The 14,814-nt window shown below is 49.9% G+C and carries 14 protein-coding genes; 8 read left to right on the forward strand and 6 right to left on the reverse strand.

The features are described from left to right. Positions 1 to 65: 65 nt before the first annotated feature. Both atpD and HA49_RS18635 read left to right on the forward strand, forming a co-directional pair. On the forward strand, positions 66 to 1,463 hold the full coding sequence (atpD, locus tag HA49_RS18630; RefSeq protein WP_038016195.1) for a F0F1 ATP synthase subunit beta: 1,398 nt from the start codon (positions 66 to 68) through the stop codon (positions 1,461 to 1,463). 24 nt (positions 1,464 to 1,487) lie between these two features. After that, complete coding sequence (locus tag HA49_RS18635; protein ID WP_038016197.1) at positions 1,488 to 1,907, forward strand: F0F1 ATP synthase subunit epsilon; 420 nt, start codon at positions 1,488 to 1,490, stop codon at positions 1,905 to 1,907. 73 nt (positions 1,908 to 1,980) lie between these two features. Here HA49_RS18635 and HA49_RS18640 read toward each other — a convergent pair whose 3' ends face one another. After that, on the reverse strand, positions 1,981 to 2,946 hold the full coding sequence (locus HA49_RS18640; RefSeq protein ID WP_046791910.1) for a hypothetical protein: 966 nt from the start codon (positions 2,944 to 2,946) through the stop codon (positions 1,981 to 1,983). A gap of 17 nt (positions 2,947 to 2,963) precedes the next feature. Further along, on the reverse strand, positions 2,964 to 3,977 hold the full coding sequence (locus tag HA49_RS18645; protein WP_046791911.1) for a hypothetical protein: 1,014 nt from the start codon (positions 3,975 to 3,977) through the stop codon (positions 2,964 to 2,966). A gap of 365 nt (positions 3,978 to 4,342) precedes the next feature. On the opposite strand from HA49_RS18645, the gene glmU reads away from it, so the two are divergent. From glmU to HA49_RS18665, 4 genes are all read left to right on the forward strand, one after another. Continuing rightward, complete coding sequence (glmU, locus tag HA49_RS18650) at positions 4,343 to 5,710, forward strand: bifunctional UDP-N-acetylglucosamine diphosphorylase/glucosamine-1-phosphate N-acetyltransferase GlmU (RefSeq protein WP_038016672.1); 1,368 nt, start codon at positions 4,343 to 4,345, stop codon at positions 5,708 to 5,710. A 163-nt stretch (positions 5,711 to 5,873) separates the two neighbouring features. After that, positions 5,874 to 7,700 carry a glutamine--fructose-6-phosphate transaminase (isomerizing) gene (glmS, locus tag HA49_RS18655; protein WP_038016200.1) on the forward strand — a complete coding sequence of 609 codons (1,827 nt, stop codon included), beginning with the start codon at positions 5,874 to 5,876 and terminating at the stop codon, positions 7,698 to 7,700. A 352-nt stretch (positions 7,701 to 8,052) separates the two neighbouring features. Continuing rightward, entirely contained in the window at positions 8,053 to 8,823 is a 771-nt protein-coding gene (locus HA49_RS18660; protein ID WP_038016202.1) for an ABC transporter substrate-binding protein, read from the forward strand. 29 nt (positions 8,824 to 8,852) lie between these two features. Further along, the gene (locus HA49_RS18665) at positions 8,853 to 9,935 is read left to right on the forward strand and encodes a DUF2817 domain-containing protein (protein WP_038016204.1); all 1,083 of its coding nucleotides are present in this window, start codon (positions 8,853 to 8,855) and stop codon (positions 9,933 to 9,935) included. Between the two features lie 57 nt (positions 9,936 to 9,992). Here HA49_RS18665 and HA49_RS18670 read toward each other — a convergent pair whose 3' ends face one another. The 3 genes from HA49_RS18670 to HA49_RS18680 form a co-directional block, all read right to left on the reverse strand. Further along, positions 9,993 to 10,277, reverse strand: coding sequence for a putative quinol monooxygenase (locus tag HA49_RS18670; RefSeq protein WP_038016205.1), 285 nt, complete (start codon positions 10,275 to 10,277; stop codon positions 9,993 to 9,995). A gap of 65 nt (positions 10,278 to 10,342) precedes the next feature. Further along, a complete protein-coding gene (locus HA49_RS18675; RefSeq protein WP_038016207.1) occupies positions 10,343 to 11,116 on the reverse strand; it encodes a YdcF family protein in 774 nt (257 codons plus the stop codon). Positions 11,117 to 11,353: 237 nt separating this feature from the next. After that, complete coding sequence (locus tag HA49_RS18680) at positions 11,354 to 12,103, reverse strand: SDR family NAD(P)-dependent oxidoreductase (protein ID WP_038016209.1); 750 nt, start codon at positions 12,101 to 12,103, stop codon at positions 11,354 to 11,356. A 185-nt stretch (positions 12,104 to 12,288) separates the two neighbouring features. Between HA49_RS18680 and HA49_RS18685 the strand changes: the two genes are divergently transcribed. Both HA49_RS18685 and HA49_RS18690 read left to right on the forward strand, forming a co-directional pair. After that, complete coding sequence (locus HA49_RS18685; protein ID WP_046791942.1) at positions 12,289 to 13,245, forward strand: LysR family transcriptional regulator; 957 nt, start codon at positions 12,289 to 12,291, stop codon at positions 13,243 to 13,245. Positions 13,246 to 13,387: 142 nt separating this feature from the next. Further along, entirely contained in the window at positions 13,388 to 13,804 is a 417-nt protein-coding gene (locus tag HA49_RS18690; RefSeq protein WP_038016211.1) for an Exc2 family lipoprotein, read from the forward strand. A 33-nt stretch (positions 13,805 to 13,837) separates the two neighbouring features. Here the strand turns inward: HA49_RS18690 and HA49_RS18695 are convergent, their stop codons facing one another. Then, on the reverse strand, positions 13,838 to 14,770 hold the full coding sequence (locus tag HA49_RS18695) for a LysR family transcriptional regulator (protein ID WP_038016676.1): 933 nt from the start codon (positions 14,768 to 14,770) through the stop codon (positions 13,838 to 13,840). Positions 14,771 to 14,814: the final 44 nt, after the last annotated feature.

The raw sequence follows: 14,814 nt of genomic DNA on the forward strand, positions 1-14,814 counted from the left end.
AACGCAGATAACGCGGCTGTAACGTCAAATAAGACGGGAAAAACGAATTAGGTAGAGGATTCAAGATGGCAGCTGGAAAGATTGTCCAGATTATCGGCGCCGTAGTTGACGTCGAGTTCCCTCAGGAAGCTGTACCGCAGGTGTACAACGCTCTTGAGGTTGAAAATGGTAATACCCCTCTGGTGCTGGAAGTTCAGCAGCAGCTGGGCGGTGGTGTTGTTCGTACGATTGCAATGGGGACTTCTGACGGCCTGAAGCGTGGCCTTAAGGTGACCGATCTGCAAAAACCGATTCAGGTTCCGGTCGGTAAAGCGACTCTGGGCCGTATCATGAACGTCCTGGGTCAGCCAATCGATATGAAAGGCGAACTGCAGAACGAAGATGGTAGCACTGTTGAGGTTAACTCAATCCACCGTGCCGCACCAAGCTACGAAGAACTGGCTAACTCCACTGAACTGCTGGAAACCGGCATCAAGGTTATCGACCTGATCTGTCCGTTTGCTAAAGGTGGTAAAGTGGGTCTGTTCGGTGGTGCGGGTGTTGGTAAGACCGTAAACATGATGGAACTGATCCGTAACATCGCGATCGAACACTCCGGTTACTCTGTATTCGCAGGGGTCGGTGAGCGTACTCGTGAAGGTAACGACTTCTATCATGAAATGACCGAGTCTAACGTTCTGGATAAAGTTGCTCTGGTTTATGGCCAGATGAACGAGCCACCAGGAAACCGTCTGCGTGTTGCGCTGACTGGACTGACTATGGCTGAGAAATTCCGTGACGAAGGCCGTGATGTTCTGCTGTTTGTAGATAACATTTACCGTTATACCCTGGCCGGTACTGAAGTATCAGCTCTGCTGGGTCGTATGCCTTCTGCGGTAGGTTATCAGCCAACACTGGCAGAAGAGATGGGTGTGCTGCAGGAACGTATCACGTCAACCAAAACAGGTTCTATCACCTCCGTACAGGCGGTGTATGTTCCTGCGGATGACCTGACTGACCCGTCTCCGGCAACTACCTTTGCTCACCTGGACTCAACCGTGACTCTGAGCCGTCAGATTGCATCCCTGGGTATCTACCCGGCCGTTGACCCGCTGGATTCCACCAGCCGTCAGCTGGACCCAATGGTAGTTGGCCAGGAGCACTACGATGTAGCTCGTGGCGTTCAGTCTCTGTTACAGCGTTATCAGGAACTGAAAGACATCATCGCGATTCTGGGTATGGATGAACTGTCTGAAGACGACAAACTGCTGGTGTCTCGTGCACGTAAAATTCAGCGTTTCCTGTCTCAGCCATTCTTCGTTGCAGAGATCTTTACCGGTGCACCTGGTAAATACGTTTCTCTGAAAGACACCATCCGTGGCTTCAAAGGAATTATGGATGGCGAGTTTGACCATCTGCCTGAGCAAGCTTTCTACATGGTTGGTTCCATCGACGAAGCTGTAGAAAAAGCGAAGAAACTGTAATTTCAGTTTCCCGGGAGGATTGATATGGCTAAGAGTTATCGCCTGGATGTTGTCAGCGCTGAACAGCAGATGTTTGCCGGTAATGTACAGCATATCCAGGTCTCAGGAAGCGAAGGTGAGCTGGGAATTTTCCACGGCCATACTCCGCTCCTGACTGCCATCAAACCTGGTATGGTTCGTATCGTTAAAGAGAATAACAGCGAAGAGTTTATCTATCTCTCCGGTGGTATTCTGGAAGTTCAGCCAACCAATGTGACGGTCATGGCCGATACTGCCATCCGTGGTGAGGATCTGGACGAAGCACGTGCTCTGGAAGCAAAACGTAAAGCAGAAGATCACATGAGTAAGAGCCACGGAGACGTGGATTACGCTCAGGCCTCTGCTGAACTGGCGAAAGCTATTGCGAAGTTGCGCGTCATCGAACTGACCAGGAAAGCAATGTAAATTAATTACGTTGCAAAAAAGCCGGTAAGTCTCTGCTTACCGGCTTTTTTTATGGTAATAACTGTGGGTGAGATTACCGGGTGATATCGATATTAATTAACAGGGGCTGTTGTACATCATCACGCTCAGCGACCACAGGGAATATCCCCTGGTAATGACCTGCAGTTAATTGTGGATTATCTTCCGGCAGATAGTCCATGACCAACGCGGCGGGTTTAGTTGCACCACAACCGGTAAGTGAGTTCATCGGACGTAACGGCGGTTTACAGGTTGTTTTCCTGCTTGCCCGTAAATTAATCACACTAATATTACCTTTATCATCTTTAACCGGTACTCTGACTTTGCTATAGCCTGTGCCACCATATACGGTTGTCAGTGGCCCCTGACCTGCATTAACTGCCACAAACCCAAAATTTTTGACCATCGTGATATTGTCAGTGGTTAATTGAGATTTACCGGTTAACGTATAATTTTTCACCTTACTCTCATCGGTGAATGGGGATGTAAAGGGATCATAATTGGTAAATGCAAGTGGAATGACCAGATTGTGTAATCGTTGGTCCTGAGTATTCGAAATATGTAATGTCATCCAGCCAGTAAACATGGACATTCCGGGATTATCACTGGCTAAAATATCGACTTTGAGGCTGCGGGTACCGGGTTGGGTACACTGTTCTGCCGTGGTCAGATTGTCGGTGCCACATGGTGTGATTTCCTGTAAACGTATTTTAGCCGGCTCAATATTGCCGTTAGTCGAACGAACTCTGGCGGAAAACAGCGTATAGTCACCCTGATCCCGTAGTCTTCCTTCATAGAGCGCTGTGATTTTAAGCGGCTCCGTGGCTTGCAAATCAATCGGGTCTGTTGGCAGAAAAGGGGACTGGTTAATGTCTCTGACCATCAGCTTACCTTCACCCTCAGTCGCTGCTGAAGATTTATCTGCATCTGGTGCCAGTTGCTTAATTTGCTGATACAGGTAAGGTCCTAATACGGCAATATTATAAGATGATACTGCGGCACGGTGCAGCCCTACCACCATAAGGTCTTTCTGGCTGATTAACGGTGATCCTGAGGAGCCTCCTTCTGTATCACAATTGTGGTGAAGGGTCTTCTCGTCTCCGCCTGTGATAATTTTACAGGCCGTCCCATCATCGTTTTCTGAGGCGATTTTTTTGGGGTGATACCCGGAAAGCCAGTAACAAATACAGGTTCGTTTTCCAGTGCAGATTTGTTAGTTGAAGCGTTTATCGCCAGCGTACCAAAAATCTGCCGGATACCTGCTTCTTCATAAGCCAGTGCATCTGGTTTAAGAACAGCCCAGTCATCAGCTCCTCCATTACCGGCGATAACCACAGATTCCGAATTAATCGTCAAAGTATTTTCCAGAGGCTCGTCACTGCTGCAACCGGGGTACTGATAATTGTACAGCATGCTTAAACTTACAGGTCCTGCATCCCCGGCGATATGGTGATTAGTTATGGCATAGGGTCCTCCCGCAAGATTCCAGGCTGTACCTGCATCATCAGCAATAAACACCGCCCGACTTTTACGGTAAAACTGAGGGTTAATCGTTTTATAGCAACCTGCTAACTGACTCTGGTCAGTACCAATAATAGCTCTCGTTTTACCCACCGGCATATACCGGTAGTGGTCAATGATAATATTTCCTTTATCACTGTTTCCTTCAGGTAATATCAACCTGATTAACAGTTGGTTCCCATTTACAGGGGATGTAATTAACTGTGGTCGGGTTCCATCATAAAACATTTTTTGATTATAAATTTTCCTCTGGTTACCATTATTATCACTGACTTCCAGCCATGATCCCGAAGGAAGTAATATTTTATTAAGGACCAGCGATATTTTTTCAGCACCTTTAACCTGTAACGCCCAGGTTTTTATATTGCTTCCAGATGATTGTTTAATAAGGTTAATATTGACTTTTTTAGTGATGTAGCTACTTTCACTATATTCCTTTGGAATGGTAGGTGTCTTATCATTTAAAGCCATTGCAGGTAATAAATGAAATGAAGACAGTAGCAGTGCGCCTACAGGCATTATCTTTTTCATAAGTTCTCCGGTGGTACCTTTTAAAAGTACTGGTCAGTTTATTCGAAAGATATTTTTATAATGGTCTGAAACAGATATTGGTTAGTTCAGTATTTGAAGGATTATATTTCGGGATAATAGATAATGTCATATAGGTGTGTGCGATATTTAAGGATGATGTCTCTGAATTTATCTGCCCGATGGACTCCTTCCGGGGCGCTGGTGATTTATCAGTCTGCGCGTCCGGGATGGGCAGGTCTTCATAGTACGGAAGATTGAAGGTGAAGGGGATAGTTACACTTCGTTCGGGTAGATTATGCAGTAAAGTATCATTATCCTTTGCTGTATACTGAATTTTTACCGACGAATGAAAGCGATGGCGGATGATGGCAGATAAACAAATGAGTGTGGTTATCCTTGCAGCAGGCAAGGGAACACGAATGTATTCAGACCTTCCGAAAGTTCTTCATCCGCTGGCAGGCAAGCCGATGGTGCAGCATGTGATTGATGCGGCAAAGGGGCTAAACGCAGAAAATATACATCTGGTGTATGGTCATGGCGGAGAGTTACTGAAAACCACCCTCAATGATCCTGCTTTACACTGGGTCGAACAGGCCGAACAGTTAGGAACCGGCCATGCAATGCAACAGGCGGCTCCGTGGTTTGCTCAGGATGAAGATATTCTGATGCTCTATGGCGATGTGCCACTGATTTCTCAGCAAACCTTACATCGGTTACGTGAGCAAAAACCGCAAGGCGGTATCGGATTGCTGACGGTAGTGCTGGAAAACCCGTTTGGCTATGGACGGATCGTTCGTGAAAACGGTGAGATTACCGGGATTATTGAGCAAAAAGATGCCAGCCCTGAGCAACTCAACATTACTGAAATCAATACCGGTATTCTTGTGGCTGACAGCAAAGACCTGCAGCGCTGGCTGGCAAAGCTGAGTAATAATAATGCTCAGCACGAATATTATATTACCGATATCATTGCGATGGCTCATCAGGAAGGCCGCCGTATCGTTGCCGTTCATCCACAAAGTCTTAGTGAAACTGAAGGGGTGAATAACCGCCAACAGCTGGCGACGCTGGAACGTATATACCAGCGCGAAACAGCAGACAAATTATTGCTGGCAGGTGTCATGCTGAGTGATCCGGCACGTTTTGATTTGCGCGGCACCCTGCAACATGGACGTGATGTCACCATCGATATCAATGTGATTCTGGAAGGTCAGGTCGTACTGGGCAACGGTGTAACCATTGGTGCGGGGTGTGTGATCAAAAACAGTGTGATAGGCGATGGATGTGAAATTAGTCCCTATTCGGTGATCGAAGATGCCACCCTGGAAGCTGTCTGTACTGTGGGGCCGTTTGCCCGTCTCCGTCCGGGAACTATTCTGGCGGAGCAGGTACATGTCGGCAACTTTGTTGAAGTCAAAAAAGCGATATTGGGTAAAGGTACCAAAGCCGGTCATTTAAGCTATCTGGGCGATGCGCAGATTGGCGCCAATGTGAATATTGGTGCCGGCACCATCACCTGCAACTATGACGGGCAGAACAAATCTCAAACTATCATTGGCGATGATGTGTTTGTCGGATCCGACAGCCAGTTTATTGCACCGGTGACTGTTGCGGATGGTGTCACTATTGCGGCCGGCACGACAGTGATGAAGGATGTAAACGAGGAATCACTGGTTTATAATCCGAAGCAACAAACCGAAAAAACCGGTTGGTCAAGGCCGGCAAAAAAATAAACACTCTGATTTTTTCCGGACAGCCGGCAAAGACTGGCTTCCGGATAAGCTGTAACAATAATAACCCCCACTCTCTACAAGGCTCGGGGGATCCGTACAACGGAATATCAGGTCAGACGACAATCTCTATGGCGAATACGCCATAACGTCAGGATTAAAAAATATGTGTGGAATAGTGGGTGCAGTTGCACAACGTGATATTGCGGAAATTCTGCTGGAAGGTTTACGCCGTCTGGAATACCGTGGCTATGATTCTGCCGGACTGGCAGTGGTCAATCAACCGGGCGAAATTATCCGTCTGCGTCGTTTAGGTAAAGTACAGGCGCTGGTGGAAGCCGCTGAGCAGCAGCCGTTACCTGGTGGTACCGGTATTGCCCACACCCGTTGGGCAACCCATGGTGAACCTTCCGAAGAGAACGCACATCCTCATGTCTCCGGTAATATTGTGCTGGTACATAACGGAATTATCGAGAACCATGAAGAACTGCGGGTCAGAGTTACAGAACTTGGCTATAAGTTTACTTCAGAAACCGATACCGAAGTGGTCGCTCATCTGATTAATGATGAGCAGAAGCGTGGCGGATCACTGTGTGAAATCGTTCAGCGGGTGATTAAACAGTTACGTGGTGCCTACGGCATGGTGATCATGGACAGTAATGATCCCTCCGTGCTGGTGGCCGCTCGTTCCGGAAGTCCTCTGGTGATTGGTTGCGGTGTGGGTGAAAACTTTATTGCTTCTGATCAGCTGGCATTGTTGCCGGTAACCCGTCGCTTTATCTACCTTGAAGAAGGGGATGTGGCTGAAGTCACCCGCCGTTCAGTCACTATCTATGCCAATGGTAAAGTGGTCTCCCGTCCGGAGATTGAATCTTCCGCACAGTACGATGCCGGTGATAAAGGTCTTTACCGCCATTACATGCAGAAAGAAATCTACGAACAGCCCATGGCAGTGAAAAGCACTCTGCAGGGGCGTTTTCATCAGGGAGTCGTTGATCTGGAAGAACTTGGACCGGATGCAGAGGCTCTGCTCGGCAAAGTTGAGCATATCCAGATAGTCGCCTGCGGAACGTCTTATAATTCCGGGCTGGTTTCACGCTACTGGTTCGAATCGCTGTCTGGTATCCCGTGTGATGTCGAAATTGCCTCTGAGTTCCGCTACCGCAAACCAGCGGTCAGAAAAAACAGCCTGCTGATTACCCTCTCTCAGTCGGGTGAAACTGCGGATACTCTCGGGGCGTTGCGTCTGTCTAAGCAACTGGGTTTCCTGGGATCTCTGGCTATCTGTAACGTGGCAGCCTCTTCTCTGGTACGCGAATCAGATTTAGCGCTGATGACCCGGGCCGGAGTGGAAATTGGGGTGGCCTCCACCAAAGCATTTACCACTCAGTTGACCGTACTACTGATGCTGGTGGCGCAGATGGCAAGGCTGAACGGTAAGCCGGAACAGGTTGAACATGACATTGTCCATGCGTTACAGGCCCTGCCTAGCCGGATAGAGCAGATTCTGTCCCATGATAAGCAGATTGAAGCTCTGGCTGAAGGTTTCTCTGACAAGCACCACGCACTGTTCCTGGGCCGTGGCGATCAATACCCGATTGCCATGGAAGGGGCGCTGAAGCTGAAGGAGATCTCCTATATTCATGCTGAAGCTTACGCCGCCGGAGAACTGAAACACGGACCTCTGGCTCTGATTGATGCGGATATGCCGGTCATCATTATTGCACCAAATAACGAATTGCTGGAAAAATTAAAATCCAACATCGAAGAAGTTCGCGCCCGTGGCGGTCTGTTGTATGTCTTTGCCGATCAGGATGCCGGTTTCACCGACAGTCCAAATATGAAAATCGTTCAACTGCCTCATGTGGAAGAAGTCCTGGCACCGATTTTCTACACCATCCCGATGCAGTTACTTTCTTATCATATCGCCCTGATTAAAGGGACCGATGTTGATCAGCCACGTAACCTGGCAAAATCGGTGACGGTGGAGTAATCCATAGCCTCAGGTTGTCGCAACCAGACTGAACCGTAAAACGTAAAAGCTCTGAACCCGGTGATGTGGTTAACCCGTCCCGGGTTTTTTGTTGGCGGACGAACAAACAACCGGCGATGGACCAGTTATCTGCGCTATTTTTAATGCCGGAAGTCATGAATAAATAGGATTTATTTACATTTAGCCGGGATGTATCACTGGTTTGGCTATTTTTGTTTAAAAAAAATGGATAATTAATTGTTATTACATAAGAATTTGCTCTGGATAAATCAGGGTTTAAGGTGGTGACTGTCTCCGGGCTATGTTATTAACTCTTTATGACATGACGTATAACTGACTGCCGGAGAGAACCATGAAAAAAATAGCCTCCCTGAGCGTATTACTTTTGCTGAGCGGATTCAGCCAGTGGGCGAGTGCAGAGCAGACTCTGCGTTTTGGCGTAGACCCCACCTTTCCTCCCTTCGAATCAAAAGCCAGTAATGGCAAATTACAGGGATTTGATATTGATCTGGGTAATGCCATCTGCGCCCAGGCCAAAGTGAAATGCCAGTGGGTTGAGATGGGCTTTGATGGCAGTATCCCTGCCTTACAGGCGAAAAAGTTTGATGCCATCCTGTCGGCAATGTCGATGACAGAAAAGCGCCAACAGCAGGTCGCATTCAGCAATATGCTGTACAACACGCCCAGTGCCTTACTTACCCCGGCAGGCAGCAAACTCACCGCAGATATTGCAACACTGCGCGGTAAAACCATCGGTGTGGCACAAGGCACCATTCAGGAAGCTTATGCCAAATCGAAATGGGCTTCTCAGGGCGTGAATGTGGTGTCGTACGCGAATCAGATGGAAGTGTATCCGGACTTAGTGGCTGGCCGGCTGGATGCCAGTGTGGCCAATGCGGTTTCGGCCGAACAGGGGTTCTTAGGAACTCCGGAAGGAAAAGGTTTTGAGATTAAAGCCATGCTGACCGACAAAGCAATACTGGGTAACGGTGTAGGTATCGCAGTACGTAAAGGCGATGTGGCTGAGCTGAAACTGATTAATGATGCACTCGCGGAACTTCACGCCAACGGCACTTATGATCGACTGACAAAAAAATACTTTACCTTTAAAGTCTATCCGTGAACCGTATATCCACTGCCACAGGACAGAGTATGTCAGTATTGCCGGATTACCAGACCCAGCGTCAGCATTTTATGACCGCCGCTAAACAGCGCAATGGTATTGTGACTTCATACCCACATCCGCTACCCGGGCCACAGGGCGAACCGCTGTATACCGATGTTGTGGTCATTGGAAATCCCGCAGCTCAAAAGCTGATGCTGATCATTTCCGGGACTCATGGTGTTGAAGGTTATTACGGTTCGGAGAGTCAGTCTGACTGGCTGGAATTTATCGGGCAGTCCCCGTTACCCGATGATACCGCCATTGTGCTCGTTCATCTGATTAATCCCTGGGGCACTGCACATCTGCGCCGGGTCAATGAAGACAATATTGACCTTAACCGTCATTTTGTCGATTTCAGCCAGCCGTTGCCCGAAAACCCGGATTATCCTTTTTGGCATGATGTCTATCACGGGGATCGTCACAGTGCAGACAGCCTGTTGTCAGAAAATCTGGCGACATATGGCTGGCAGACCATGCAGAAAATCGTCGAGGCCGGGCAGTATCAGTCGGCTGACGGAATATTTTATGGCGGGCAGCAGCCTGGTTGGTCTTATCGCATCATGGAAACCATCCTGCGGGACCATCTGAGTGAAGCGAAAGTGATCCTGAGCTTTGATTTGCATACCGGGGCAGGTGCCTGGGGTCACCCGATGCTGCTTTCGATAGCTGAGCAGCCGGTGGCAGCACATCAGTGGGGAAAAGCAGTCTATGGCGAATGGCTGACCCTCCTGTTTACCGGCCCTGGCAGACAGAGTGACACCGGAGTTGCGGCATCTGCTACCGGCTATCTTTCTCAGTTTTTAATTAATTCATTACCTGAAACCTGCATATTACCGCTGGTGGTGGAGTGCGGGACCTATGCCGGGGAAGATATGCATCGTCGAGTCAGAGACGATCACTGGCTGCATCTGCAGGATTATTCCACCAGCCCTGCCAGCGACCCCGTGATAGCCATTAAACAGCAGCTGGCGGAAGGTTTCTGGCCGGCAGATCCTGACTGGAGGTCGCTGGCCGCCTTTCGTACCCGGCAAATTTTTGAACGCGGCTGGAAAGCCCTCTCTGCTAAATAAAACGAGCCATTTCACAGAAATGGCAACTTTACTCTGTAGCGGCGGCATTGGACTCGATCACTGCTCCGCATCGCTGTCAGTAATCTGAAAGTCGCGGGTGATGCCCTGAGTTTGCCGACCCCATTCAGAAGCTTTTGTCCGTTGCTGGTGCAGGGCAAAGGCCTGTTGGTCCGCAAAGCTCTCTTCAAGCCGCCAGATAAAAGGGTCTTCTGTCGGGGTCACACTGAAGGAGAGGCAACCGGCCTCCAGTTTTGTCAGCCGGGTATGTCCGGGCAGATACTGGCGTACCCGTTCGGCTTGCTGTTCATTTTCGCAGATTAAACGGCCACTAAGTTGGATCATCGTATTCTCCCGGGTTACAGACTGACTTAACGTTATACCAGATAATATTTCGGCAGTGTAAGGCCTTAGCGGCTGGCGGCGTTCAGTGCCGGGTTACCGCTCGCCAGCCGTTGGCAGGCTTCGGTGACTTCCGGCGGAAAATCAACATGGCCGATAAAGCCTGCCCCTGCTGGGCCATAGCCTTGAGGATTATCCTGCAGACGGCGAATTTCACCGGTGATCATCGACAGATAACGCTCAATATCCCACAGGCCAGATTCGGTGCCTGCCCCGACGACCGATAAATGCCCCGACTCCTGGTGTAATTGTGGGGTAAACACCGGCCAGCTGATAAACGTGGTTTCGGTTTCACGCCATGCAAAGCGGAAGGTTTCAGTGGTGCGGCGCTGCATTAGCGGGTCCTGAACCAGTAAAACCCTGGCAGGGATGCTCCCGCTTTCTTCCAGCATTTTCAGACTAAATTCTGCATTTTCACCACAGTTCGTCGAGAGCGCCTCGCACAGAATCTGATCATCAGATAGCTGATACTCATGTACAGCAATATAGCGCAGCAGGTCGGCTTCCGTTTCTCCCTGCGGTGGCAGGCTACCCTTTTGTCGGGCTCTGTCATTCAGTGCTTGTTTTAGCAATGCTGTCGAATGACCGATACCGCCACTGATCAACAGCTTCATCTGATGCTGAGCTGCAAACTGCAACGCGGCTTCAATATTCGGTATAATGGCGTGCCCGGCCAGGATCAACATCTCCGCACCGGCGGCGGTTTCGGGGGTAAAAGTATCCCGGGCCAGCCAGCGGCTGAGTATATTAAGGCAGGTGATATCCTGTTGAGTTAACTGCACTGGGTGACTCCCCGGATTAAATGAGTGGCTGGCTATCATGCCGCGACGCGGATTACAGGATATTAATGTATATCATGGATGTGAGCGGTGAGACGGCAGAAAGCGTCGAAAAAGCAGGCCCGGCGAATTATTAACACGACAGACTCTCCCGTGCTCAGAAGAGATCTGATTCAGGAACAAACAGTGAAACTGCCGTGAACAAAGCCGGAAACCTGCGGACAGGTTGCCGGCGGTCAGTCAGATTTGCGCTTGTCCGCCATCGACGAACAGTTCAGTACCGTTGATAAAGCCTGAGGCATCGGAAGCCAGAAACGCCACCACTTTGCCCACTTCACCAGGTTCACCCAGCCGTCCTAACGGAACCTGTGCGGCCAGCGCATCAAACAATCCCTGACGGTGTTCTTCCGGAACCAGATCACCCAAGCCCGGGGTACGAATTGGGCCGGGGCTGACGGCATTCACCCGGATAGCGCGGTCTTTCAGATCCAGAGCCCAGCTGCGGGCAAAATTCCGGACGGCAGCTTTACTGGCACTGTAAACGCTGAAACTGGCTGTCCCTTTTATCGAGGTGGTGGAAGAGGTCAGGATCACCGAGGCTCCCTGAGAGAGTAATGGCAGCGCTTTCTGAACCGTAAATAACAGGCCACGCACGTTGGTCCCAAAGATTCGGTCAAAATGTTCTTCAGTAATGTCGCCCAGCGCCATCATATCTCCGCCGCCGGCATTGGCGAACAGAATATCCAGATGTCCGGAATGTTTCCCGATAGCGTCATAGAGGTTATCCAGCTCTGCTAATTTCGAGACATCGGCCCGGATGCCAATGGCTGAATGACCAATAGTGGCAACGGCGGCATCAAGTTCTGCCTGACGCCGTCCGGTGATATAAACCTGTGCGCCTTGTTTTGCCAGTTCCTGTGCTGATGCCAGGCCGATACCGGTAGTGCCACCGGTGACTAACGCGACTTTACCGTTCAGTGAGTTGCTCATGGTGATACTCCTTCAGAAATCTTGTGAATGATGAGTCTGTCCGACACCGGCACTATTTCCGTCGGTGGTTACAGGCGATGTCGCTACTGTAGTCCTGACGGGATTATCGAAAAATATGCAAAAATGAAAATAACTATCCATACTGGTGGATAATCAGAGTCAGCCTGCAGGAGAGAGTCACTGTGTTGGACCAGTTATTAGCTATCCGCGCTTTTGCCCGGGTCACCGATACCGGTAGCTTTACCCGGGCAGCAGATTCACTGAATATGCCGGTTTCAACAGTCAGTAAGCTGGTGAAATCGCTGGAAACGTATCTGGGGGTCCGGTTATTGTTGCGTACTACCCGCAGGGTAACTCCCACCCCGGAGGGACGGGAGTACTATGAAAATACCGCGAGAATTCTCAGAGATATTGAGGAAATGGACAGTGCACTGAGCCTGGCCGGGCGGCGGCCGCGGGGACAGCTACGTGTAGATATTGGGGCCTCCACCGCCCGCGATGTGCTTATTCCCGCATTACCGGATTTTATGGCGCGCTATCCGGAAATCACGCTCGATTTGGGGGTCGCAGACCGGCAGGTGGATCTGATTAGCGGTAATGTGGACTGTGTGATCCGTGGCGGGCCGATGAATGATTCATCATTGGTTGCACGCCATATTGGTGATGCTGTGATGATCACCTGTGCGACGCCAGGTTACCTGCAACAGTATGGCATTCCGGCAACACCGCAGGACCTGAACGGCGAGCACCGGCTTATTAGTTATCTCTCTTCACTGACCGGCAGGGTTTTTCCCTTTCGTTTTCTTTGCGAGGGTGAACTGACTGAACTGAAAGTACAGCGTAGTCTGGGGATAAATGAAAGCAACGCCCATCTGGCGGCAGCGCAAGCCGGGTTAGGGATTGTTCAGACTTTTACCTATTCAGTGAAGAGTGCATTGCAGCAGGGGACAATGGTGGAAATTCTTAGCGAATGGCGGCCTCCACGTTACCCGTTCCATGTGGTTTATCCACAAAACCGCCATGTAACACACCGTCTGAGGGTGTTTATCGACTGGCTTTCGGAAGTCTTTCCGGCGTTACTGAGCGGAGAAACTGCCGGGAAAGAGGTGACAGGCCCGGCGGGCGGTAAGCCATCTGTTTGATGCCGGGGAGCGGTAATAGCCATGATAGTGCCCCTCCGTAGTCTGTTAACCAGATCATGATACTTTTGCAGCAGATACCTGCTATTTTATCTTTAAATAACCAATATTTCGGGTGTTACTCCGAAAGTAAGGATTTGTTCTCATGCAGGTGAGTAAAGTCTGTTTCGCTACCTTATTATCTCTATCGTTAATCCTCACCGGATGCAGTACCCAGCGTACTATTGTTCAGCGTAATGCTGATCATCTGGCCTGGCAGATGGCCGATCAGGATTTTTCTGCTTCACTCAGAACCCAGGTTCCGGATACGGCCAAAAATCTGACGAATTTCCTGCAGCGTTTTTATGATGAGGGCAAAAAGATGCGTGCGGCCGGGGTGTCGGAAGATCAGGCTCTGGCCGTTGCTGCTTTGCTAAGGGAGCGAATTGTTCAGGGGCAGTTGCCTTCGAATGAAACCTTCGCCGGTAAAACCTACACCTCTGCTCAGTCCGAAACGACTAAAAAGCTGGTGGCACAGACAATCGCTAATACTTTTATCGACGGTTATAACGGGGCTCAGTAATACAGTCCGGTAAGCCGTCCTCCAGATGGAGCATCAGCGGGAGAGTTTTTCCTGCATCAGGCGACGGATACGCGACAGCAGCCATTGTACTGCAGGGTCGTTGTCCCGGTTTCGATGCCAGAGTATGGCCAGAGCAAAATCTGGCATTGCGGCGGGTACCGGGGCTGAATCAAAACCATATCGCTCCTGCCAGTCATCAACCAGCAAAGCCGGCACAGTGGCAAATGCCGGAATTTTACTGAGAATCACCGGCAGTACCGAAAAATGTGTACTGATATAACGTACCTGCCTCGATGTTCCTTGCTCCAGCAACATTTTGTCCATAGCACTCTGACGGGCGCCCCGGTAAGACACCAACAGGTGTGGATGACGGGTAAATACTTCGCGGGTCAGAGGTCTTTGTACGGGGATCTGTTGACTGTCCCAGACGGTAGTGAATCCGCACGTAGCCAGTTGCTCACGGTTTAGTGCGGAGGAACACTGATCACCTGCGCTTACCGCCAGATCAATATTTTCCAGTTCCAGCTCGCTGACGACCTGCCAGGGGTCACAGGCCACGGCATTAAGGGAAATGGCGGGTGCATCCCTCAGAATTTCTGCCAGCAGGTCTGGCATCAGCCAGTGTTCAATCCAGTCGCTCATCCCGATGCGGAGTGTGATTTCATCGGTTGCCGGGTCAAATGTCTGCCTGCTGAACAAAACATTATGCAGTTCAGCAATCAGTGGCGCGAACCGGGCAGATAAAACAGTCGCCTCAGGTGTCGGGTGCATACCCTGAGCGGTGCGGACAAACAGCGGATCATCAAATAATACTCTCAGCCGTTTTAGTGAGGCGCTGACAGCCGGTTGTCCCAGGTGCAGGCGTGCTGCCGCTTTAGTCACGCTGCGCTCTTCATACAATACGCTGAAGACAATGATTAAATTCAGGTCTACGCCATGAAAATCAATATTTTTGATGTTACTCATAATTTCAATCAATTTAATTAATACCACTCACCAGGCTATAGTGC

This window comes from Tatumella morbirosei, assembly GCF_000757425.2.
GTDB classification, from domain to species: Bacteria; Pseudomonadota; Gammaproteobacteria; order Enterobacterales; family Enterobacteriaceae; genus Tatumella; species Tatumella morbirosei.